Source organism: Serratia marcescens (assembly GCF_029846115.1).
Taxonomy (GTDB): Bacteria; Pseudomonadota; Gammaproteobacteria; order Enterobacterales; family Enterobacteriaceae; genus Serratia; species Serratia marcescens_L.
The window spans coordinates 4,308,696-4,331,884 of record NZ_JARVZZ010000001.1; the positions used below are offsets into that span (position 1 = coordinate 4,308,696).

Annotated in this window: 17 protein-coding genes and 1 pseudogene; 7 read left to right on the forward strand and 11 right to left on the reverse strand. The window is 57.2% G+C overall.

The window, feature by feature from the left end; all coding sequences use genetic code 11:
* Nucleotides 1-476: 476 nt before the first annotated feature.
* From QDT79_RS20620 to QDT79_RS20635, 4 genes are all read left to right on the forward strand, one after another.
* On the forward strand, nt 477-1,787 hold the full coding sequence (locus QDT79_RS20620) for an L-cysteine desulfidase family protein (RefSeq protein ID WP_308317193.1): 1,311 nt from the start codon (nt 477-479) through the stop codon (nt 1,785-1,787).
* A 22-nt stretch (nt 1,788-1,809) separates the two neighbouring features.
* On the forward strand, nt 1,810-2,970 hold the full coding sequence (locus QDT79_RS20625; protein ID WP_308317006.1) for a trans-sulfuration enzyme family protein: 1,161 nt from the start codon (nt 1,810-1,812) through the stop codon (nt 2,968-2,970).
* 21 nt (nt 2,971-2,991) lie between these two features.
* Entirely contained in the window at nt 2,992-4,407 is a 1,416-nt protein-coding gene (locus tag QDT79_RS20630) for a Na+/H+ antiporter NhaC family protein (protein ID WP_063989251.1), read from the forward strand.
* 166 nt (nt 4,408-4,573) lie between these two features.
* Nucleotides 4,574-4,921 carry a DUF3088 domain-containing protein gene (locus tag QDT79_RS20635; RefSeq protein WP_308317007.1) on the forward strand — a complete coding sequence of 116 codons (348 nt, stop codon included), beginning with the start codon at nt 4,574-4,576 and terminating at the stop codon, nt 4,919-4,921.
* 74 nt (nt 4,922-4,995) lie between these two features.
* Here QDT79_RS20635 and QDT79_RS20640 read toward each other — a convergent pair whose 3' ends face one another.
* Complete coding sequence (locus tag QDT79_RS20640; protein ID WP_308317194.1) at nt 4,996-5,217, reverse strand: DUF6434 domain-containing protein; 222 nt, start codon at nt 5,215-5,217, stop codon at nt 4,996-4,998.
* Between the two features lie 180 nt (nt 5,218-5,397).
* The gene (locus QDT79_RS20645) at nt 5,398-6,705 is read right to left on the reverse strand and encodes a serine hydrolase domain-containing protein (protein ID WP_308317008.1); all 1,308 of its coding nucleotides are present in this window, start codon (nt 6,703-6,705) and stop codon (nt 5,398-5,400) included.
* Nucleotides 6,706-6,812: 107 nt separating this feature from the next.
* Between QDT79_RS20645 and QDT79_RS20650 the strand changes: the two are divergent.
* Nucleotides 6,813-7,238: pseudogene (locus QDT79_RS20650) on the forward strand (LysR family transcriptional regulator); the annotation flags it as partial.
* A gap of 515 nt (nt 7,239-7,753) precedes the next feature.
* On the opposite strand, the gene QDT79_RS20655 reads toward QDT79_RS20650, so the two are convergent.
* Nucleotides 7,754-11,395, reverse strand: a complete 3,642-nt coding sequence (locus QDT79_RS20655; RefSeq protein WP_308317009.1) for a YobI family P-loop NTPase — start codon at nt 11,393-11,395, stop codon at nt 7,754-7,756.
* A 521-nt stretch (nt 11,396-11,916) separates the two neighbouring features.
* On the opposite strand from QDT79_RS20655, the gene QDT79_RS20660 reads away from it, so the two are divergent.
* On the forward strand, nt 11,917-12,921 hold the full coding sequence (locus QDT79_RS20660) for a LacI family DNA-binding transcriptional regulator (protein WP_308317010.1): 1,005 nt from the start codon (nt 11,917-11,919) through the stop codon (nt 12,919-12,921).
* A 6-nt stretch (nt 12,922-12,927) separates the two neighbouring features.
* Here the strand turns inward: QDT79_RS20660 and araD are convergent, their stop codons facing one another.
* The 8 genes from araD to QDT79_RS20700 all read right to left on the reverse strand — a co-directional run bounded on the left by araD (nt 12,928) and on the right by QDT79_RS20700 (nt 21,857).
* Nucleotides 12,928-13,620 carry an L-ribulose-5-phosphate 4-epimerase gene (gene araD, locus QDT79_RS20665; protein WP_308317011.1) on the reverse strand — a complete coding sequence of 231 codons (693 nt, stop codon included), beginning with the start codon at nt 13,618-13,620 and terminating at the stop codon, nt 12,928-12,930.
* Entirely contained in the window at nt 13,614-14,483 is an 870-nt protein-coding gene (locus QDT79_RS20670; RefSeq protein ID WP_308317012.1) for an L-ribulose-5-phosphate 3-epimerase, read from the reverse strand. The genes araD and QDT79_RS20670 overlap by 7 nt, the downstream gene beginning before the upstream one ends.
* Complete coding sequence (locus QDT79_RS20675) at nt 14,470-15,957, reverse strand: FGGY-family carbohydrate kinase (RefSeq protein ID WP_308317013.1); 1,488 nt, start codon at nt 15,955-15,957, stop codon at nt 14,470-14,472. The genes QDT79_RS20670 and QDT79_RS20675 overlap by 14 nt, the downstream gene beginning before the upstream one ends.
* Nucleotides 15,958-15,965: 8 nt before the next feature.
* The gene (locus QDT79_RS20680) at nt 15,966-16,955 is read right to left on the reverse strand and encodes an ABC transporter permease (RefSeq protein WP_038877882.1); all 990 of its coding nucleotides are present in this window, start codon (nt 16,953-16,955) and stop codon (nt 15,966-15,968) included.
* Complete coding sequence (locus QDT79_RS20685) at nt 16,952-18,442, reverse strand: sugar ABC transporter ATP-binding protein (protein WP_308317014.1); 1,491 nt, start codon at nt 18,440-18,442, stop codon at nt 16,952-16,954. Before QDT79_RS20685 ends, QDT79_RS20680 begins: the two co-directional genes overlap by 4 nt.
* A gap of 54 nt (nt 18,443-18,496) precedes the next feature.
* Nucleotides 18,497-19,414: an ABC transporter substrate-binding protein gene (locus QDT79_RS20690; RefSeq protein ID WP_015378502.1), complete on the reverse strand. Its 918-nt coding sequence runs from the start codon at nt 19,412-19,414 to the stop codon at nt 18,497-18,499.
* 136 nt (nt 19,415-19,550) lie between these two features.
* Nucleotides 19,551-20,618 carry a zinc-binding dehydrogenase gene (locus QDT79_RS20695; RefSeq protein WP_033643780.1) on the reverse strand — a complete coding sequence of 356 codons (1,068 nt, stop codon included), beginning with the start codon at nt 20,616-20,618 and terminating at the stop codon, nt 19,551-19,553.
* Nucleotides 20,619-20,903: 285 nt separating this feature from the next.
* On the reverse strand, nt 20,904-21,857 hold the full coding sequence (locus QDT79_RS20700) for a LysR family transcriptional regulator (RefSeq protein ID WP_308317015.1): 954 nt from the start codon (nt 21,855-21,857) through the stop codon (nt 20,904-20,906).
* A 138-nt stretch (nt 21,858-21,995) separates the two neighbouring features.
* Between QDT79_RS20700 and QDT79_RS20705 the strand changes: the two genes are divergently transcribed.
* Nucleotides 21,996-23,177 (forward strand): M20 aminoacylase family protein, encoded by a 1,182-nt coding sequence (locus QDT79_RS20705; RefSeq protein WP_308317016.1) that lies wholly within the window; start codon nt 21,996-21,998, stop codon nt 23,175-23,177.
* Nucleotides 23,178-23,189: the final 12 nt, after the last annotated feature.

A 23,189-nucleotide genomic window follows, 5' to 3' on the forward strand; every position in this document is an offset into this window, starting at 1 on the left:
GATCGAGACAGGTTATTATCCCTATCTACTGCAACATCCCCCACATTATTGACTTCGCCTGAATGTGATAAAACGCATTATATATGTTGATGGATGCGAATTTAGCATATTTTTCACAATTAACCATCATGCGAATAACCATTCAATATCAAACCTGATTCTATTTTAAATAAACATGCCTTTCATTTTTTCGATAAAAATTGCCCCACATCAAGGAAAATCAGTGAAACAATCCCGCCATTACGCCATTGCTTGGTAAAAAATTCTCCAATATCTTTGTGATGCAAATCACAACATTTTCACAAAAATCCAATAAAACAAATATAAATCAATACGTTATAATAAAAACACCAAGACATAAAGAAAGAATAAAAGAGAAAAAAATTCCATTTACCCATAAAATTAATGATAAAAAAGGTAAGCTTTTCTCCAATGCCAGTAATATCCTAAAAAAAATATTAAAACGAGTCTCCGCCATGATAGAAAACATAAGTCCCTCTCACTCTCTTCTCGCCTGGCTCAAGCGGGAAGTCAGGCCAGCCTTGGGTTGTACAGAACCTATCGCCATCGCCTTTGCCGCCGCCACCGCTGCCCAACATGCCGAAGGGAATATTGTTGAAATATTCGGTAAAATATCCAAAAACCTCTATAAAAATGCTGACGGCGTCCGCCTGCCAAATATATCAGGCCACGGCGTGCGGCTTGCGGCGGCCATTGGTGCAGTAGGCGGCAATGCGTCACTGGCGTTGGAGTTATTACGCGACGTCAACCCTGAACATATTACTCTCGCCAAAAAATTAATCGATGAAAACAAAGTATGCATTCAAACACGGGACAGCGATTCGCTTATTTACGTCGAGATTACCGTCGTTACTGATATAAAGCGTTGCCGGGTAGTTATCGAAGATAACCATACCCAGATTACTCATTTATCTGTCGACGGCGTGGCAGGGAATCTGGCGCCGCAAACTCGTGTTGGCCATCGCCATTCAACCACGCCGCCGCGATTTTCAATTCAGGAGGCGGTGGATTTTATTCAGAACGTCGCCTATGACGATATCGCCTTTATGCTTGAAGCCGTCCAACTCAATAGCGCGTTGTCCGCAGAGGGGCAGAACACGCCGTACGGGTTGAATGTCAATGGCGCGCTGCGCCTGGCCGGGGCCGAGATCTTTCGTCAAACCACCCTTAAGGATCGCATCGTCATCGATACGGTCGCCGCTTCCGACGCCAGAATGGGCGGCGCCGCCATGCCGGCCATGACCAATTTCGGCTCCGGCAATCAAGGCATCGCCGCCACGATACCGGTCGTGACGCTGGCCAAACACCTGCAGCGGAGCGAAGAAGAACTGGTGCGCGCCGTCACCCTATCCCATCTGGTCGCGATTTCCATTCATTCTCGTTACGCGCGCCTGTCGGCCCTGTGCGCAGCATCCACTGCCGCAATGGGCGCCGCCGCCGGCATGGCCTGGCTGCTGAGCAAAGATTACGCCATCATCAGCGGCGCCATTAAAAACATGATTGGCGACATCAGCGGCATTATCTGCGACGGGGCATCTGCCACCTGCGCCATGAAGGTTTCCAGCACGACCGAAAGCGCCGTCAAATCAGTGCTGATGGCCAAACAGCATTGGGTGGCGAATCAGCATGACGGCATCGTGCATGAAGATGTCGAAGCCACGATCGACGCCCTGTGCCGGCTGGCCGCCTCAGCCATGCAACACACCGACAGACAGATTATTCAAATCATGTCGGATAAAACATTCCAAAAAACGCACTCTCTATAATCAGACCAAAAAAGGCTAATTTATGAAACCCGTACCCTCTATTGCGACATTGGCCGTACATGCCGGCAATCAAACCGACCCAGGGCATAACGCCATATTTCCTCCCATCGTCACCGCCAGTTCGTTTATTCAACCCAACCTCGGTGAAGGCGGCGATTTCTGTTACTCCAGAGTGGCAAACCCAACGCGAAACGCCTATGAAAGCGCGTTGGCCGAGCTTGAGGACGGTATCTATTGCACGGCGACCGCCTCCGGAATGGCGGCGACGTCGCTGATCCTCGAATTACTGCCCCGCGATTCACACGTCATCGCGATGTGCGGCGTTTACGGCGGCACCTGGCGGCTCTTTGAAAAGCTGCGGAAAATGACGTCGGGAATGACATTCACCTATGTCGATCTCAACGATCCGCAGGCGGTCAACACCGCCATTCAGGCGAATACGCGCCTGATCTGGATCGAAACGCCGACCAATCCGCTGCTGGAACTGGTCGACATTCAGGAGGTCTGTCGGATCGCCAAAGCGCGGGACATCGCTACCTGCGTGGACAACACCTTCGCCAGCGCCTGGAATCAACGCCCACTGACACTGGGGGCCGATATCGTGATGCTTTCCACCAGCAAATATATTGGCGGGCACTCCGATCTGATCGGCGGCGCGGTGATCACTAACCGGCAACATCTGGCCGAACAGCTGGATTTCATCAAAACGACCGTCGGCGCCATCGCCTCGCCGTTCGATGCTTACCTGGCGCTGCGTGGCCTGAAAACCCTGGATGTGCGCATGCAGCGGCAATGCCAAAATGCGCAAACCATCGCCGAATTCCTCGAAAACCATCCCGCCATTGTCGGCGTCTGCTACCCGGGGCTTAAATCACATCCTCAATACGCCCTGTGTCAAAAGCAAATGCGTTCGGGGGCCGCCGTAGTCACCGTCCGTTTGAAAGGCGACATTCAGAGTGTGAAAGCCTTTCTGCCACGCCTGAAGTATTTCGTGTTGGCCGAATCCCTTGGCGGCGTCGAAAGCATGGTTAACCATTCCGCCTCAATGTCGCATGGCGCCATGAGCCGCGAAGAACGGGAATCCATCGGCATCTATGACACCACGCTTCGCTTGTCGATCGGCATCGAAGACGCCGGCGATCTGATCGGCGATCTCGACCATGCTCTCTCCTGCATTTCTTGACGATTATAAGGAAGACGAAAAATGCACGATTACGGGATATGGACCGTCATCACACCTTTGGTGACTATTTTTCTGGCGATTTTTACCCGGCAAGTGATCCTGTCGCTGCTGGCCGGTATTTTTGTCGGCTTCGTCGTTATCAATCACAGCCTGCTCGGCGGGATTGGCGCCACGCTGAACGGCATCATTGATACCTTCGCCTCTGCGGGCAATGCCCGAACCGTCGTTTTTATGGTGATGATCGGCGGCATTATGCGGCTCATTGTGGTTACCGGCGGGGTCAGAAGGCTGGTGCAGTTTTTAACCGAGAAGAACGACTACGTCACCAATAAACGCTCCGTGCAGTTATTGGCGATGATCGTCACCGCACTGATCTTTATTGAAAGCTCCATCAATCAGCTGATTGCCGGCGCCTCCACCAAAGACCTGGCCAAACGCTACCGGGTGTCTCCCGAGAAAATGTCTTACATTATCCAGACATCCTGCGTTTCGGTCTGCTCCTCGGTCATGATCAACGGTTGGGGCGCCGCAATGATGGGGGTTATTGGCGTGCAGATCGCCAAGGGATATATCGACGGGGAACCTTTTGAAATTTTAGCGGGCGCCATGGTGTGGAATATCATGGCCTGGTTCTCGCTTGCCTCTGTGCTGTTTTATATCCTTTCCGGCTTTTCATGGGGGCCGATGAAAAAGGCGGAGCTCCGCTTTGAGGCCAACGCCGACGCTCTCACCGATGACGACAGCGAGCAGGAGGATGACGTGATCGATCATCCGGCATGCAATTCGTTGCTTAATTTTTTCATCCCTATCCTCTCCACCGTACTGATGGTGCCCATCGCGCTCTATATTACCGGTGACGGCCAGTTCTCCCGGGGCAGCGGCTCCATGTCCGTTTATTCCGGCGTGATGTTCGGCACCGCGGTTTCATTCATCTGGTTTACCCTGCGTGGCGTTCTGAATATCGAAAACTTTTTCAAAGAGTTATATATCGGTTACGCCAGCATGGTGAAAATAAGCTCCATCATGATTTTGGCTTTCTTGATGGGGCACATTTCCGCAGAGCTCAACACCGGGCAATATATTGCCGCCGTCACTTCCGGCGTGATCCCCTCCGGCTACTCGATCGGCTTCATCTTCCTGATCAGCGCCGTGATGTCGCTGGCCACCGGCACCTCGTGGGGCACCTTCGCGATCATGATCCCTATCGGCGTGCAGTTGGGCGTCTCCCTGGGTATTCCGGCGGAATATATGATCGGCGCAGCCATTGCCGGTTCGATCTTCGGCGACATGACCTCCCCGATATCCAGCGATGCCATCGTGGCCTCCATGGCGACCAACTGTGAGCATATCGAGCATATCAGGACGCAGTTCCCCTACGCGTTAGTGACTGGCGGGCTGTCGCTGCTGGTTTACCTGGCGCTCGGCTTCTCGCTTTAAGCCCGCCAATCATGCTCAATCTGGGGCCGGCCTCAAACATGGCCCCAGTGACAGGCCTGCGTGACAGGAGGTGGCCAAATTCGGCGTTTAACGTTTTGCAAGCCAGGCCATTAACGGCATCGCATCGCGGAATAGCGAACCTATTCCATTACAAACGGAGAAGTTTATGGAAAAAGATCGGTTGTTTTTACTCAATATGGGATTTCACGATGGCCACTATCCGGGGGAGCCGTTTTTCTGCCCCGACTGCACGCTGCTGGAAGGGCTGCTGGCGAAAAATCCGGAATTGGCAAACGCCATAGAAGTGACCTACGTCCGTTTTGAGAAACCCAGACAGGCCGTTATCGAGCTGGCCGGCGAGCAAAATCAATCGCTGCCGCTATTGGTTTTGCCTCACGGAGAACGCTCGGGATTTCCGGCGGCGGAATATCACGGCAGAGAGTGCCTGTCTGCGCTGAACGACATTCTCGCCACATTATCGGCGCGGCACGCTTTCCCTAAAAAGCACCCTTAATACGTTCTGAACGCTGTCCATTCAGAGGATAGCGACAGAGGCGGGCCGCAAGGAAGTGGCCCGCAGGTTGCACCCTATCCGCTAAGGTTGAGGGGGTACCTACGCTGCCACTCATCGACGACATCACCTAATGTCTTTGGCACGTCATTGCGTATCCATGCCATAAATTCACGATCGAAGCGAAAATCTTCTCCGCACGCCTCAACCATGAAACGACGGACATTTTGCGTATTTTTGTAGCTTTTATCCACGATCGTGGCGCGTGTTAGCAATGCGCTATGCCAATCGATTTTCAATTTAGCCACTCCTGTGAAGAGCCGTTCGATAAAGAGCTTCAACCGGGCCTGACCTATCGCACTTTTGTCACGCCCGTTTCGGCGCAAAATGGATGTGGTGAAAAGCATAGCCCAGACCGCCGTTTCCGCGCTGTTATATGCACGGGCGGAATGGCAACCGCCCCTGCTCGCTCCGTGGAATTAACGCAATGCCTTCGCTATCGCGCTAAACATCAGCGAAGCCTCCAGCGGTTGTGCGCTGAAAGAAGGCTCTGCCTGCGGCCAAGTAGACCACTGGACGATCACCAGATTCTCCGCCTGATTGACCATAATCATCTGGCCGAAGATCCCCAGCGCCCACAGGGAATGTTTCAGGGAGGCCTGCGGAGTAGGCTCAACGTTGGCCGCATTCACCGGCACTTCGTTGTTCCACCATTGGTAGCCGTAAATGCCGTTGGGGTGCGCTGCCGACACCGAGCCTGTCGCCCGCGTCCAGTTGGACGACTGGGCTACCCAATCTTCCGGCAAGATCTGTTTGCCGTTCGGCAACGTCCCGTTATGCAGAATGAACTCACCGAAGCGCCCCCAGTCTTCCAGCGTGGCGTTGAACCCGTGCGCGCCCACGTCATGCTGGCCTTTGGCGTAGGCATGCCACACGCCGTCGCTCGCCATGCCGTAGGGCTGCCAGATGCTTTGCTGCAGATAGGCCGCCAGCGGCATGCCGGTGGCGCGTTCCAGCACGTCACCCAACAGCCACGCGCCGCCGGAGGAGTAAGACCAGTTCTGCCCGGTCGGATGCGCACGCTGCAAACCGGCTACCAGCTTGCGCACGCAGGCGTAGGTGCCGGGCCTGGCTTCACACTCGGTCAGCTGCGCGAAGTCCGATTTCGGGTTGGTGTAATCCTCATTCCACGCCACGCCGGAGGTGTGGGTGATCAACTGCCTGAGGGTCACGCCGTCCCACGCGGTACCTTTCAGATCGGGTTCGTATTGCGTGATGAGATCGTCGAGCGAGCGGATCTTGCCCTGTTTAATCGCCACGCCCACCAGCGTGGCGACCACCGATTTGCCCACGGAGCGCGACGTCCACAGCGTGGCGTCGGTATTGCCCTGCCCCAGATATTTCCAGGCGATTTTGCCGTCCTTCAATACCAGCATGCCGCTGACGTTCTGGCGCTGCAGATAGTCCTGCAGGTAGTAGGTTTTGCCATTCACCCGATAGCTGGCATTCGTTAGCTGTTTAGCGGCAGCCACCAGCGGCGTGGCATTGCCGTGGTGAAACACATCCCCGGCATAGTTGCGGTAGTCGTTACGAAAACCGATCACCCGGTCGCTCTGGCTCCAGGTGAGCATCTTGTGCGTGTCCGGCAATTGCGCATCGAAAGGCGCGGGACAGGCGCTGAGTTCGGTGCCCGCACAGGCGGCCAGCGCGGCGGGCGCCAACAGGCCGCTGCAGAGACTGATGACAACGCCCGCCAGCAGGCTGCGGTTAAACACTTTGCTTTTCATATTTTTTCTCGCTTAGCTCAGGAAGGCGCTCAGCTTAAAAAAACGCGGCCTATAATAAAAAACGCCTGATGGGGGAAAATCCCCCGCAAAATCGACGGGAGAACCGCGTGCCGAGCCTGATTTATTCCTTTGCCCAACTGGAAGCCTTCACCGCCGTGGCCGAGCACGGCAGCCTGGCGAAAGCCGCGCTCAAGCTGGGCAAAGACCGCACGACGCTGCGCGATTTGATTGATTTTCTCGAGGATGGCTTGGGCTATGCGCTGTTCCTGCGCGGGGGGCGCAGCCTGCACCTGACGCCGGAAGGCGAACAGCTGCAACGCCAGGCGCACCTGCTGATGCGCCAGGTGAAAGCGTTTGAGGCGTTTGCCAAAGACGTGCCGAAGAGCGCGTCGCAGGAAATCTCGCTGGTCTACGATCCCTTTACACCCCGCGCGCTGTTGCAAGCGCTGATTGCCGCGATGGCCCAGCGCAACACGCGCCTGAGCCTGATTAACGCCTCGCGCGACGAAACGGAAAGCCTGCTGGCAAGCGGTGCGATCCACATTCCAGTGTAGATGAGCGGCCATAACCCCAGCTCGTCGCATTCGGCCTCGATGCGTATCCCCGGCAAATACACGGGCATAGACAGCTTTTCATCACTCAGCGTCAGCGCGATAAACTGTTTTGCCGTCAGTCTGGGACCTTGCCCGGGCTTAGCGTCAGATTTTTTCTTTCTAAAGAATCCGAATATGCCTTTTCCTTATAAGTGGTAAATAAGAGAGACAATCAGCAATCTCGTAATACTTAACACTCAGTGCTATCTGACACTAAAATAACTCCAGCCCCTATCTTTTGCGATACCTCTCTTCTCTCCGGTACTTTTACACACTTAATACCCTCTATAACAAGTGTGGGTTAACGTTTTCTCTTGTCAGATAACCCATTGAGGCTAAACAAATTGATGCAGTGCCGATTGTTAATGAATTTGCTAACCAAAAGTGTCATTCATCAGTTGAACTTGTGCTAAATGACGTGCCTTTAGTGGTCTATAGCGAATACTGGTTAAACGCTATTTATACTTCTTATTTACCTTAATCGGCGACTCTTGGGCATCGTATTTACCTACAATACCTTCTAGCGTTAGTCTCTCAAGCAGTTCCAGATCTGCCGGAGTATTTGGAATTCGGGGTTTGTCATAACCAACATTTGTCAGGTTAGGGTAACCCCCATCAAGTAATCGCAGCACAGAAAACAGTTGTTGGCGGCTAATCGATCTCAGATGCGGTTGTAGGAGAAGGATAACCAGCTCCGCCGTCCCCCCCTCCTCTGCCATCTTCTGAACTACTGACAGATCACAGACATAACCATGGTGTGTTGCATATTTTGCCAGTTGATTAATACCAGCAAAATCCGCTAATGCAACGTATGAAGTTGCTTCATTAACTATTTTTGATTTTATCGAAGCATTGATAACATCGCTGGCCAAAATCTCAACCAAGTCAGAGCAAACAAGTTCAGGCGTCATATACTCTTCAAATTCCGCTGACTCAATAATGAACGCCTGCCGGGTCGGCCAGTCAGTCCCAGCTAGATGTTCGTACGATTCCGAATCATCCTTAATGAGGTTGTGCCTGAGAAGTAACGCGAAAAGATCCCCTACTTCCGCATTTACATCGCTGATATCAAGGCAATGGCCGAGATTTAAACTGTTCACCAGCTCTACTCGCAGAGATGCAGGAGAAAGATATTCTCTGGCTGCGAGGATTGCTGTCGCTAAGGAAGTCTTTAGTTCGTCTTCCGCTGGTTCAGTCTCAACAATCTTGCCGCATGTAGAAAGCACTTGGGACAGGTGCGCATCGACTGCACCAAAGACTGCAATATAGCGAATGACATTATTAAATGTTGCGGGGAACCGGCAAACTTCAGCGAGTGGCTGCCAGGCAGCCTCTGACACCTGCGCAAGATCCCTTACATGACAATCAGTATGAGCATGCTTAATTACGTCATTAAGATGAGATGCATCTTGAGCAAGCACCTCTTCGATTATGGTGATAAAGGAATCGGGGACATCAATTGTTAAAGATTTGCCTTCTATAGCCTTAAGGTACGTGCCCAGATTTGTAAGAACATAGCTAAAGACTGTCTTACTCGCAGTGTTTATTATGTCCAGCGCTACACTTTTTGCACTATCGATAGCAGTTAACAGGTTCTCATAGGTGATCTCATAAATGCTTTGGGACTGGAAAGCTCGACGAACCTGTCTACCCAAAGGCTGCAAACGAGGCACAATAATATGCGCTTCCTTGAAAAGTGTTCCAATACGTTCTGCTTGAGATGTAGAAATGGCATCTGAGGTGAGGGCGGTAAGCTTAGCGTAATGAGTTAAGAGGTACACAGATGAAACTGAATCAGTCCGTTGTTTAAGTTTTGGAAGATGGGTCAGGGCAATATTTACAAATTGCAAGCGGGAGGCGTCATCTAAAGCCGTCAGGTTTACAATATACGGAATGATCCTGGTAAATACATTTGTTAATCGCTCAATGAAATGCGGACGCTGTTCCCCGGAAGAAAGGTATGCTTGCATGAACTTTTCAGCATTCTCGCTAAAATCTAATAAAGAATGGATCATAACATCAGCTAACTCGCTATCTTTAACGAGTAAATGGTCCAGAATATCGATGTTGTACAAGGCGGAATCTTTGAGCGACTCTTTACCACGCTCACGAACGATGGCATCAACATCTTCTGGCGTTAACTTGAAATAGATATCCATCAGATCACGCTCAACATGATGAATAATATAGTTAGTAGCCGTCGGGCTCACACGTGTACCATGGAACGTTGACGTGTAAAGTGTAAAATTACGATTAATATATCCGGCACGAATCAATTGGTAAGCCAGACCTGTTTTCAGCAGAGACCGTGCAATTGTTTCGAGAGGTAGATTATTATTCTCGTACGCTACCAGAAATTCCGAATGTCTAATAAGATCATGGAAATCTGCACTTCTCAGAAACTGAATATCGGAATTTCCATCCCCAATCTCATCAGTAATAGATTCCATTTCTTGATTTTCCCATAAATCTACATCTAATGGCTCACCGAGGACTTCAGCAAGACTATCCCGAGTAAAATTCATAGTATAGTTTTGCCGAGTACGAACCTGGAATACAGTATCACCGTCAGCTAATACTAAGTCTTGCCAGAATGACTCTCCTTTCAGCTCCTCTTGAGAAAATGTCACGCCCTTGAAGGTGAAAGTTGCGTTCGGTAATTTATAATCAACGGCCTCTGCTGTTCTCTTTACATGGGCAAGCAATTCCTCACCTAATCGTTCACACTTTGAGGCTATTGTGTTGATATGCTCAAGTCTATAACGAAGACCAGCGTACTCCCCCTCAAGCCTTTTAATATTACTGGCCACCAACTCACGGCTAATTTTATATAAAACATCCAATTTACTCTTGCCAATTCTAATTGTCTCAAAATCGGTAAGATGGGTATTTTTATAAAGCATCATCGCAAACAAATCGGTTTTATTAAGATTAAGCTGTTCTCCATCACCAGAAAAAATCCTTTCACGGAAAACCATATACTCGTTGCGAATATTTTTGAGCAACCTCATATCCGGGACATATTGAGATGCCAAGTCGATGAGTTCAGGTGCTATCTGGTTCTTCATGTTCCCAAGCTGTTTCAGCACGAGATTACGTGCACTTCTGTGAGTAATGAAGGGAACAACCGGGATGATGAGGTCGAAGAACTTTGTCCGGTTCGCACGAACTACCTCAGCGAGCGCTGGGTCGCCGTTTTCAAGTATCGCCGTTTCAATCTTACGTCCTTCCTCATTCAGGGCAATATTGTCGAAGATACTGTCTTTGACGGCATAAATGAAACAGACCGTCCTTTTGATCTGAGGCGATGCATTGAGTAATGTATTCAGTGCACGTAGCGTTTCAAATATGTGCGAATCGTTAAAACGGTCAATATCCTCAAAAATGACGATATTGCGTTCAGAAACTTCAAAAAAATATACGATCTCATCTAAATACTGGTCAAAGTACGATACAGAATTATCATCAAGTGTGACCGTCGCGGCACCAGCTGAAAATTGCTTAATATGAAGCTTGCCGTAGAACCGCCAGCGAATCAGAAAGGCAATACCTGATGCCACACTAAAGGTCCCCGCATGTATCCAGGCACCAAGAGCTTTCAATGAAGGGATCGCTGATACAACTTGGGCCGTCCACCCCGACAAGAGAAAAATGACAGCGACAGCGAATCCCAGCAAGCAAGCAGACACTGTTTCCCATTTCCATCGAAATCGCTCAATTCGTTTAAAGCGAGAGCCCGGTGTTTTACTCGGTTCTTCGCGGTAAAGCAGTTGTTTCACGATTTCCTGCTGAATGCGATTCGTTGGCGTCGTTGCCTGCTTTGGTACCGAATTGTCCAGCTTTGATACTTCAATAGGTGACAGGGTTGATAAAGAAATTTCGACTACATGATCATCCTTTCTTCGAGCAACTTCTTGCAAGATGCTACTCTTACCCACTCCGTAGTTACCCGATAAAGCGATGTTACGGATCTGCTTATCAGCAAGAGCAGCTTCAATTGCCAGAACATACCCAACATGTTCTTCCTCGATATACTCCGGCGTAAGCGATACGAGTCTCGAGTGCTCATCAACATCAATAGGCTGATTTTCTATCATATGGATATATTCTCTCCCTGTAAAAATAGTGTTGTACTACTGTCTTGATCCACAGCACTATCATAGCGCGTCGTCAACAATGATTCATTGTAGCTCAGTTGATATCTGCATAAAATATTGTCCCATGATAATAATTTTTTATACATAGTAAAAGGATGTATATTTCATAGTTGTCTTTTTCGATCTGAAAATAAAATATCTCTTTCAGGTACAATCCATAGACTAATGAGTTGAGGCAACGAGACAAAAAAGGATACAACAAGCCATTCCACTTAAGGCATTGTTGGCGTAAACGCCTACTGTCAGATTCTGTTAGTTAGTAATGCTCACCTCTTTACTTTACCAAACTCTCCGTCTACAAAATATTTACACATGAAATTATCTATCCTGACGTTAATAAAAAATGAAATTATTACTGAGTATCTCTATTTTCCCTCCCCACTCAATCCCATTCCCCCTAGCACCGCCCCCGCCCTTCCCTACAATAAGGGATCTGTTGAGGCATAACGCAAGGAAAGACGGTGTCGAAAGCCAATCCCAATGCCACTATCGTGGATATCGCCCGCCGCGCCAGGGTGACCAATATCACCGTTTCCCGCGCCTTCAATAAGCCCGAGCTGGTCAAGCCGGAAACCCGCGAGCGCATTCACGCCATCGCCAAAGAGCTGAACTATGTGCCCAACGCCTTCGCGCAGGGGCTGAAAAGCAGCAGCAGCCAGATTATCGGCATCGTCACCAGCAGCATGTACAACCCGTTCTATTCCGGCCTGATCAAGACCGTGTCGCGCATTGCGCGCCAGCAGGGCTACCAGATCATGCTGTTCGACACCGACGGCAGCGAAGAGGCGGAAATGCGCGCTATTCAGGCGCTGTTCGGCTACAAGGCGCGCGGCATCCTGCTGTCGGCGGTGCGCGACGACAAGCGCTACCGCCCCGCCTATCTCGAGCTGGCCGAGGTGTACGGCGTGCCACTGATCCTGATCGACCGCGATCTCTACGATCAGCAGCTGAGCGGCGTGTTCCTCGATAACCGCGAGATCGGCGTGCTGGCCGGGCGCTATCTGGCGGAGCAGCCGGAGCAGAAGCTGCTGATTATCGGCGGCCCGGCGGATTCGGAAATTACGCTAACGCGCACCGCCGGCATCGTCGCGGCGCTGCAGGGCAGCGGCCGTGAGATTCATATCATCAACGGCGACTACGATTTCACCTCACAGGAAAGCGAGGTGCGCGCCTATCTGACGCAGCCGGAGAACCGCCCGGATTGCATCATCGGCCTGAACGGCATCATCACGCTGGGCGCCATCGCCATCTGCCACGAGATGGGGCTCTATCAGCAGGTGAAATTCTTCTCGATAGACGAGCCACCGCGCGCCGGCGCTTACGGCCTGCACATTCCGGGGGTGTATCACGATACGCAGAAACTGGGGGAGATCGCCGCGGAGCTGCTGTTCAGCGCCATTAACAGCCCGCGCGGCGAGCTGCCGGTGCGCAGAGAATTCTTCACCGGCTCGCTGTTGAATCGCTGACGGGCGTTATTGCCCGTAGTAGGCGTGTTTGCCGTGCTTGCGCAGGAAATGTTTGTCCAATAGCTCCGGCTGCATCGGGGCGATGGCCGGCGCCAGCTGGCGCGTCGCCATCGCCATGATCGCCACCTCTTCCAGCACCACCGCGTTGTGCACCGCATCCGCCGCGCTCTTGCCCCAGGCGAACGGGCCGTGGGAATAGACCAGCACTCCCGGCACCTGCTGCGGATCGCGCCCCGCCTGCTTGAAGGTCTCGATAATCACCTTACCGGTTTCCCCCTCGTAATCCCCGGCGATCTCCGCCTCGCTCATCGGCCGGGTGCAGGGGATGTCGCCGTAAAAGTAGTCGGCGTGGGTGGTGCCCAGCGCCGGGATCGGCTGCCCGGCCTGCGCCCAGATGGTGGCGTTGCGGCTGTGGGTGTGCACCACGCCGCCGATATCGGCGAAGGCGCGGTACAGCGCCAGGTGGGTGGCGGTGTCGGACGAGGGTTTGCGGTGCCCTTCGCACACCTTGCCCTCCAGATCCACCACCACCAAATCCTCCAGCGTCATTGCCTCGTAGGCGATGCCCGAAGGCTTGATCACCACCAGCCCGCTCTGGCGGTCGATCGCCGAGACGTTGCCCCAGGTAAAGGTCACCAGCCCGTATGCCGGCAGGCTGAGGTTAGCGGCCAGCACCTGCCGCTTGAGTTCGTTCAGCATGCGATGCCTCCCTCGATCATCTGTTGTTCGATCCAGGTCTTGGCCTGGGCGATACGTTGCTTGTCCTGCCCGTCTTCGCGCGCCCACATCTCCAGCAGGTAGGGGCCGCGATAGCCGAGCGCATTGAGCACGGAAAAGGCGTGGGCGAAATCCACGCAGCCTTCGCCGAACGGCACGTCGCGGAACTGCCCGGCGCTGCCCGGCCCCACCGCCACGGTGTCTTTGAGGTGCACGGCGGTGATGCTGCCGATGCCCAGCGCCAGCTCGGCGGCGACGTCGTTGCCCCAGGCGCTGAGGTTGCCGAGATCGGGATACACCGTGAACCACGGGCTGTTAACGTAGCGGGCGATGTCGCGCCATTTGCTGATGCTGTTGATGAACGGCGTGTCCATCACCTCCACCGACAGCATCACCTGCGCCCTGGCGGCCTGCGCCGCCGCCCACTGCATGCCCTCGATAAAGCGTTCGCGGCTGTGGCGATCGGCGGGTTCGTAATAGACGTCGTAGCCCGCCAGCTGGATATTGCGGATGCCAAGATCCGTCGCCAGTTCCAGCGCCTTGCTCATCAGCACCCGCGCCCGCTCACGGGTGGCGGCGTCATGGCTGCCGAACGGGTCACGCCGGTGCGCCGACAGGCACAGGCTCGGCACCGTCACCCCGCTGTCGAGCCGCGCCTGGATAAACGCCAGCCGCTGGCGGCGATCCCAGTCCAGCCGCTGCTGGCGCGCCGGCTGTTCGTCGATCGACATCTCCACAAATTCAAAACCCAGCTCGGCGGCGGTGGCCAGCCGCTGCGGCCAGCTCAGATCGGCGGGCAGCGCCTTTTCATACAGCCCCAGACAGGCGGCGTTAGTCGTTTGCATCAGTCACCTCACTCAAAGCCTGAGCGACCGCCAGATAGCGCGCCTGCTGGGCGCGCAGGCGCCGGTGGGCGGCGGTCGCGGGATAATAACAGCGCAGTTTGGGCGGCGCGGCGGCGATCGCTTCGGCGAACCCAGCGTACTCCCCGGCGCCGACGGCGGCGCACAGGGCGGCGGCGCGGCAGCCGCTCTGGCGCGTTTCCACCACCTCAAGCGGCAGGTTGCCGGCGTCGGCGTACATCTGCATCCACACCTCGGACTGCGTCGGCCCGCCGGTCATGCGCACCCGCTCGATGCGCGGGTTCAGCTGCACCATGCGCTCCTGATGGATCAGGTGCGAGAACACGATGCCCTGGTAGATCGCCTGCACCACGTCGGCCATCTCGTGGTGGGCGCTCAGGCCGATCAGCCCGCCCGGCGTGTTGCCGCCGAGGTTGGAACCGTACAGATAAGGCAGGAACAGCAGCCCGCTGGGCTGCTCGCGGCGCTCGGCCACCCAGGCATTGAACTGGGCGTAGCGCTGCCGGTCGTCGGCGCAGAACTGGCGCAGGAACCAGGCCAGGTTGCCGGCCGAGGTCGGGCTGCCTTCGTGCACGAAATAGCGGCCGTCGATGCAGTAGCGCCCCCAGGCGTAGGGGTAATCGGCGGGAATGATGCGCTCGGTCACGCAGGTGGCGATCGACCAGGTGCCCGCCACCGCGCTGAGCGTGCGATCGTCGGCCACGCCGGAGCTGAGCGCCGCGCCCACCACGTCAAACAGGCCGCCGTACACCGCAGTGCCTGCCCGCAGGCCGCATTGCGCCGCCGCCGCGGCCGTCACCCGCCCGGCCAGCTGCGCCGAGCCGATCACCGGCGCGGTTTTCTCCTGCGCCTCTTCGATGCCGAAGGCCGCCATCAGCGCCGGATCGTAAGCGCCGCTGTGCTGGTTAAACAGGTTGCTGCCGGAGATGTTGGTCACCTCGGCCGTCGCCTCGCCGGTGAGACGAAAGCGCAGGTAGTCGTGCGCCATCAGGATGCGATCGACGGCGGCGTACTGCGCCGGTTGCTGCTGCTTCAGCCAGCGCAGCAGCAGCGCCGGGTGGCTGGGCCACAGCGGCTGCAGGCTGAGCGGGTAGGTCTGCGCGTCCACGCCGGCGCGGCGCAGCTCAGCCGCCGTGGTCGCCGCGCGGTTGTCCGAAGAGAGGATGCCGTTGCCGACCGGCTTGCCGTGGCGGTCGATGGCGTACAGCCCTTTGCCGTGCGCCGAGAAGCTGACGCCGCGCACCTGCCCGGCCTCCAGCCCCGCCGCGTGCAGCGTCTGGCGGATCGCCGCGCAAACGTCATCCCACAGCGCGTCCATATTGCGTTCGCTGAAGCCCGGCTGGGCGGCAATCGCCGCGCCGTCGCGCTCGGCGATTGCCAGCTCTTCACCGCTTGCCCGGTACAGCCCGGCCTTGATCACCGTGCCGCCGACGTCTATGCCAAGAAAGACTGACATCGCGCCTCCTATTTGCGCCGCACAGAGCTGAGGTAGATGGCGGCCAGGATGATGCCGCCCTTCACCACGTTCTGGATATATGGCGACACGTTCATCAGATTGAGGCCGTTGTTGAGCACCCCGAGCATCATCGCCCCCACCAGCGTGCCGACGATGGCTCCGCGCCCGCCGGAGATCGCCGCCCCGCCCAGCACCACCGCAGCGATGGCGTCCAACTCGAAGCCTTCGCCGGCGTTGGGCTGCCCGCTCATCAGGCGCGAGGTCAGCACCAGCCCGGCCAGCGCGGCGGTCAGGCCGCTGATCACGTACACCAGCATCTTGTAGCGCGGCACGCGGATGCCGCTCAGGCGCGCCGCCTCTTCGTTGCCGCCCATCGCATAGACGTAGCGGCCGAACGGCAGCTGGTTGAGCATCAGCCAGGCCAACACGTACACGCCGAGCATGATCAGGATCGGCACCTGGATGCCCAGCACCGTGCCACGGCCGAAGAAGGAGAAGACGTCGGGCAGGCCGGAGATCGGGTAGCCGCCGGTATAGAGCAGCGCCAGGCCGCGGGCGATGCCCATCGACGCCAGGGTGACGATGATCGGCGGCATGCGCAGGTAGGCGATGCAGGCGCCGTTGGCCAGGCCGAACAGCGCGCCGACCGCCAGCGCCGCCACCATCGCCAGCGGAATGGGCACCGCCGCCAGCATCAGCCCGGCGGCGACCGAACCGGCCAGCGCCATCACCGGCCCCACCGAGAGATCGATGCCGCCGGTCAGGATGGCACAGGTCATGCCCACCGCGATGATGGCGTTGATCGACACCTGGCGCGCCACGTTGGTCAGGTTGTTGACGCTGAGGAAGCTGTCGTTCAGCAGGCTCATCAATACGAACAGGACAGCGAAGCCGATAAACGGCAAGACCGCCGGGTGATGCAGCAGTTTTTCCCAGCGCTTGCCGAGGCTGGGGCCGGCGGCGCGGCGCGCCACGGCGGGTTGTTCAATTCCGATCATAAGGCACTCCCGGTCGCGTGAAGCATAATGTGGTTGGATTCGATGTCGTCGCCGGTCAGCTCGGCGACGATGTGGCCGCCGCGAAACACCAGCACGCGGTCGCACACGCCGATGATCTCCGGCAGTTCGGAGGAAATCATGATGATGGAGATGCCCTGCTGGGTCAGTTGCTGCATCAACTGGTAGATCTCGGCCTTGGCGCCCACGTCGATGCCGCGCGTCGGCTCGTCGAAGATCAGGATGTTGCAGTCGTTGTTGAGCCAGCGGGCGATCACCACCTTCTGCTGGTTGCCGCCGCTCAGGGTGCTGACGGCGGTCTCGGCATCCGGGGTTTTCACCCCCACGGCGCGGATCAGCCGCTGCACCACGTCGCGATCCTTGCGGGCGCTGACGAAGATCTTGCCGCGCCGGTGGTGCCGATTGAGGGTGATGTTCTGCGCCACCGAGAACGGCAGCACCAGGCCCTCGGTTTTGCGGCTCTCCGGCAGCAGGCCGATACCCTGCGCCAGCGCCTGCGCCGGGGAGCGCAGCGCCGCCGGTTGGCCGCCGAGGCTGACGCGTTTGCGGTGGCAGCGGCTGGCGCCGATCAGCGCCGAGACGGTCTCGGTGCGCCCGGAGCCCACCAGCCCGGCGAAGCCGAGGATCTCGCCCTTGTACAGGTGGAAGCGGTCGGTCGCGCCGTGCTTCTCGCGCTGGATCTCCGCCTTCAGCAGCACCGTCGCGGTATCGACCGGGTGCTGTTTCACCGGGAAGGCGTTCTCGATTTTGCGCCCGACCATCAGCCGCACCAGCTCTTCCACGTTGGTGTCGCCGGTGGCCAGCGTTTCGATGTAGGCGCCGTCACGCAGCACGGTAATGCGATCGCAGATGGTGAAAATCTCGTCCAGGTGGTGCGAGATAAACACCATGCCGACGCCCAGCAGCCGCAGATCGTTCATCACGCTGAACAGGTGCTCGGCCTCGCCCGGCGTCAGCGTGGCGGTCGGTTCATCCAGCACCAGCACCCGCGCCTCCAGCGACAGCGCCTTGGCGATCTCAACGAACTGCTGCTGCGCCACGCTCAGCTGTTCCACCGGGCAATCGAGATCGATAGCCACCGTCAGCCGCTTGAAAATGGCCTCGGCCTTGCGCCGCATCGCCCGGCGATCCAGCAGGCCCCAGCGGTTCCTGATCTCCCGGTTGAGGAAGATGTTGTCGATGGCGCTCATGTAGGGAATCAACGAGAATTCCTGAAAAATAATGCCGACCCCGGCCTCGATCGCCTGGCGATAGTTGTTAAAGCGGCGCTGCTCGCCGTCGATAAAAATATCGCCCTCGTCCGGCTGATAGATGCCGCACATGATTTTTACCAGCGTCGATTTGCCGGCGCCGTTTTCGCCCAGCAGGGCGTGCACTTCACCGCGTTGAATGGCCAGATCGATGCCGTCCAGCGCCTTCACGCCGGGAAAGCTCTTTTTTATTCGCTTCAGTTCCAATAAAGGTGTCACCGCATTGCCCTCCGCGCCGAACGCCCCGCCGCAGCGGGGCGAACCTGGCCACTGTTACCAGCTAAAGCCGGCCGCATTGCTGCGGTCGATCAGCTTCACTTTGACCGGCACGGTTTTCGGCACCGTGGCGCCCCAGTAGCGGGCCAGCGCAATGCCGAGCGCGATGCGCAGCTGGTCGCGCGGGAACTGCGCCGAAGTGGCGATAAACGGCGAGTTCGGTTTGAGGATCTCTTTGATGGCTTCCGGCTGGCCGTCGACGCTCACCAGCTTGACCTTGGCGCCGTTGCTTTCGATCGCCGCCAGGGCACCGAGCGCGCCGACGTCGTTGACGCTGAAGATGCCCGCCAGATCCGGCGCCGACTGCAGCATGTTTTCGGTCACGGTCAGCGCGGTGTCGCGTTCCTGCTTGCCGTTTTGCTTGGTGACGATCTTGATGTCGGGGTATTTCTTCATCGCCGCTTCAAAGCCGCGCACGCGCTCCAGGATCGGCACCACCGGAATGCCGTCGAGGATCGCCACCTTGCCTTTGCCGCCCAGCGCTTTCGCCAGGTACTCGCCCGCCTGGAAGCCGGCGTCGTAGTTTTCCGAGCCGACGAACGAGTCCAGCGGCCCTTCCGCCTGCGCGTCGATCGCCACCACCACCGCACCGGCCTTATGGGCGGAGATCACCGCCGACTGCACCCCTACCGAATCGGTCGGGTTGATCAGCAGGATATCCACCTTCTTCTGCAGCATGTCTTCCACGTCGCCGATTTGTTTGGCAACGTCATGGCGCGCATCGGCCACGTATACCTTGGCGCCGATATCCGCCGCCGCCTGATCCAGCGCCTGCTTCATGGTGACGAAGTAGTCGTTGTTCATTTCCTGGAACGACATACCGATAGTGATTTGCTTGGCCAGCGCCCCATGGCTGGCCGCCAACATTCCACCGGCGACGATAAAAGGCAGGGTCTTTTTGAATAATGAAAACATAGCCAATTCTCCTGTAGGGAAGCTTCTTGTTGTGGTTATCAGAGCAACAGCATGTCTTTACGTTTGGCCGACCGGCCGGCCCCCCCATTGCGGGCGGGCCGGCGATCGTGACTGCAACAGCGGTACAGCGGGAGGGTCAGGGAACCAGGATCACCTTGATGGAGTCGGTCGAGTCCGCCAGGGCGAAGGCTTCGTCCCAGTCGTTCAATGAATAGCTGTGGGTAACCACGCCATTGGAGGTCACCAGCCCGCGCTCAAACAGATCGATGGCGATTTCGTAGCTGTAGGGCGCCAGGTGCGCGCCGCGAATGTCCAGCTCTTTGCGATCGCCGATGATGGACCAGTCGACGGTGGTTTCCTTGCCGAACACGCTGAACTCCACGAAGCGGCCCAGCTTGCGGATCATCTGCAGCCCCTGGGTGACGCCGATCGGCGCGCCGGTGGCCTCGATGTACACGTCGCAGCCGTAGCCGCCGGTCAGCGATTTGACGATCTGGTCGGCGTCTTCCTTCAGCGGGTTGATCACCACGTCGGCGCCAAATTCTTTCGCCAGCGCCAGCCGCTCGTCGATGGCGTCGATCACGATCAGTTTCTTCGGCGTCTTCAGGCGCGCCACCTGCACCATGCACAGCCCGAGCGGCCCGGCGCCGGCCAACACCACCACGTCGTCCAGCTGGATATCGCCGCGCGCCACGGTGTGAATGGCGCAGGCCATCGGCTCAATCAATACCGCGTCTTCATGGCTCAGGCTTTCCGGGATCTTGTGCACGATGGCGTTCTCGGAAAAGCGCATGTACTCCGCCATGCCGCCCTCCGCCACGTCTTTTTGGAAACCGTAAATGTTATGCGTCTCACACATCCAATAACTGCCGGATTTGCAGTAGCGACACTCCCAGCACGGCACGATCTGCTCGGCGATCACCCGCTCGCCGAGCCGGTATTTGCCTTCCGCGCCCTCGCCCAGCGCGGCGATGCGGCCGTAAAACTCATGCCCCGGCACCACTGGCGGTTTGACCCACGGGTTCTCCCCCCAAAACATCTGTGCGCCGTTCTTGCACTTGCAGTCGCCGGCGCAGATGCCGCAGCCTTCCACCTTGATCACCAACTCGCGCGCCTTCGGCAACGGCGTGGGCACCTGTTCGAAACGATAGTCCTGCGGGCCGTGGCAAACGACCGCGCGCATTTTTTCCGGCAACTGGCTCATCTCTTCCTCCAATACACTCGTTAAACGCTTGAATTTTCTTAATGTTGACGTTGTCATTTTTATCCAACAAAAAACAACAAACGTTATAAAGTGATAAATTTCAATTGATTAATCATCAAATACCCAGGAAAACTCAAAATGACAACGTGAACATAGAGCAACATATAACCAAAGCCGCAAAAATAATTATTTGAGCGAAGTCACATATCGTTAACATTACGACGGAAAATGCTACAAATGCGGATCGCGATCCCATTTACGGGATCGTCGATCCGGGGGGATCCGCTAAATCAGCAGGCGCACGCGATCGTAGATCTGGCGATCTTCCGGCCGCGACGATCGCGTCTGCTGGCGCAGGGTGCGCACCAGCGTGTCGATAAACGCATGGGCGGCGGCGCTCAGAATGCTGTTGCGCCGGGTGACGATATTCAGCTGCGCCGGCTGGCAGCTCTCCCGCAGCGCCAGCGGCTGCACGCGGGAGGCGAACTGCGGCAGCGCGACGATCGGCCGCGGGCACCAGGTGCACATCTCGGCGGACTCCACCAGCGCCTGCAGCATGCCGAACGAATGCGCCTGGATAATGCGCTGGCGCGGCAGGCGCGCGCCGTGGCGGTGAAACACCTCGTCGAGCAGCGCATCGAAACTTTCCGGGGTATAGCTCATCACCCAATCCTGCTCCAGCAGCTGATGCAGCGAGGTACTGTGCGCCAGCGGGTGGCCGCGCCGCACCATGTACGCCGTTTCATACTCCAGCAGCGGCTCGCAGTGGAATTCCTGCGGCGCCGACGACGCCGGCAGCGGCGTGATGGCGAAATCCATCGTGCCCTCGCGCAGCTGAGACTGGGCGTTGGCCATCAGGCTTTCCGACAGTTCCAGCCGCACCGCCGGCACCTTGCTGCGAAACGCCATCACCGCCGGCGGCAGCACCGTCAGCATCAGCCAGGGGGTGATCGCCGCCTTGACCAGATCCGCCGTTCGCCCGCGCAGCGCCGCCATTTCACCTTGCGCTTGCTCCAGCTGATTCAACACCAGCCGGGCGTGTGCCAGCAGGGTTTTGCCGTAGGGGGTAAAGCCCAGTCCGGTCGGGGTGCGGATCAGCAGCGGCAGCGCCTGCTCCTGCTCCAGTTCGCGCAGCGCGCGGGTCACCGCCGCCTGCGACAGCCCCAGATGCCGCGCCGCCGCGCGAATGCTGCCGCTGTCGGCGCTGGCCACCAGCGCCTGCAGTTGGTGCAGTTTCATGTTCACCTCCTGACAATCATCGGTTGTCAGCATAACCGAACGGCGGCTACCCGGCAAAAACGGAGTTTGCTAGTCTCGATACCTACTCCTCTGCCCCATTCCCCGCCCGTTGGCCGGGACCCTTTGCCGGAGACCGTGATGAGCCCTTCACTCGTACTGCCTGAGATCGCCGCCGTTCATGATGAGATGGTCGCGCTTCGCCGCCACATTCACGCCCACCCGGAGCTGGGCTTCCAGGAGTTCGCGACCTCGGATCTGGTGGCGCAGCGGCTGGCGGAATGGGGTTACCGCGTCACGCGCGGCGTAGGACAAACCGGTGTTGTCGCCACACTGCAGCGCGGGCCGGGAAAATCGCTCGGCATCCGCGCCGACATGGACGCCCTGCCGATTGCCGAAACGACCGGTTTGCCGCACGCCAGCACCCATTCCGGGGTGATGCACGCCTGCGGCCACGACGGGCACACCGCCATGCTGCTGGCGGCGGCGCGCTATCTGGCGCGGCAGCCAAACTTCAGCGGCACCCTGCACCTGATCTTTCAGCCGGCGGAAGAAGGCGGCGGCGGCGCCAAAGTGATGATTGAAGACGGCCTGTTTGAGCGCTTCCCCTGCGACGCGGTGTTCGCCATGCACAACGTGCCCGGTTTCCCCACCGGCCACCTGGGTTTCGCCAGCGGCCCCTTCATGTGCTCGGCCGATACGGTACACATTACCCTGCATGGGCACGGCGGCCACGCCGCGGTGCCGCAGAGCACCGTCGATCCGGTGGTGGCCTGCGCGGCCATCGTCATGAGTCTGCAAACCATCGTGGCGCGCAATATCGATCCGCAGGAAACGGCGATCGTCACCGTGGGGGCGATGCAGGCCGGCCAGGCCGCCAACGTGATCCCGGCGACCGCCACCCTGACGCTCAGCGTGCGCGCGCTGACGGCAGCGGTGCGTGAGCGGCTGGAGCAGCGCATCACCGAGCTGGTCACGGCGCAGGCCGCCAGCTTCGGCGCCCGCGCGGAGATCGACTATCAGCACGGCTACCCGGTGCTGGTGAACCACCCGGCAGAAACCGAGCTGGCGCGCGCGGTGGCGTTGGAATGGGCCGGAGAGAGCCGGGTTATCCCCACGCTGCGGCCGTTTACCGCCAGCGAAGATTTTGCCTTTATGCTGGAGAAATGCCCAGGCAGCTACATCTCGATCGGCAACGGCCCCGCCACGCCGGGCAATTCCCTGCACAACCCCGGTTATGACTTCAACGACGACAGTCTGTCGCTGGGCGCCACCTACTGGATCAAATTGGTCGAGCGCTTTTTGGCTCGCCCCGCGGTTTAATCGCCAACGCTG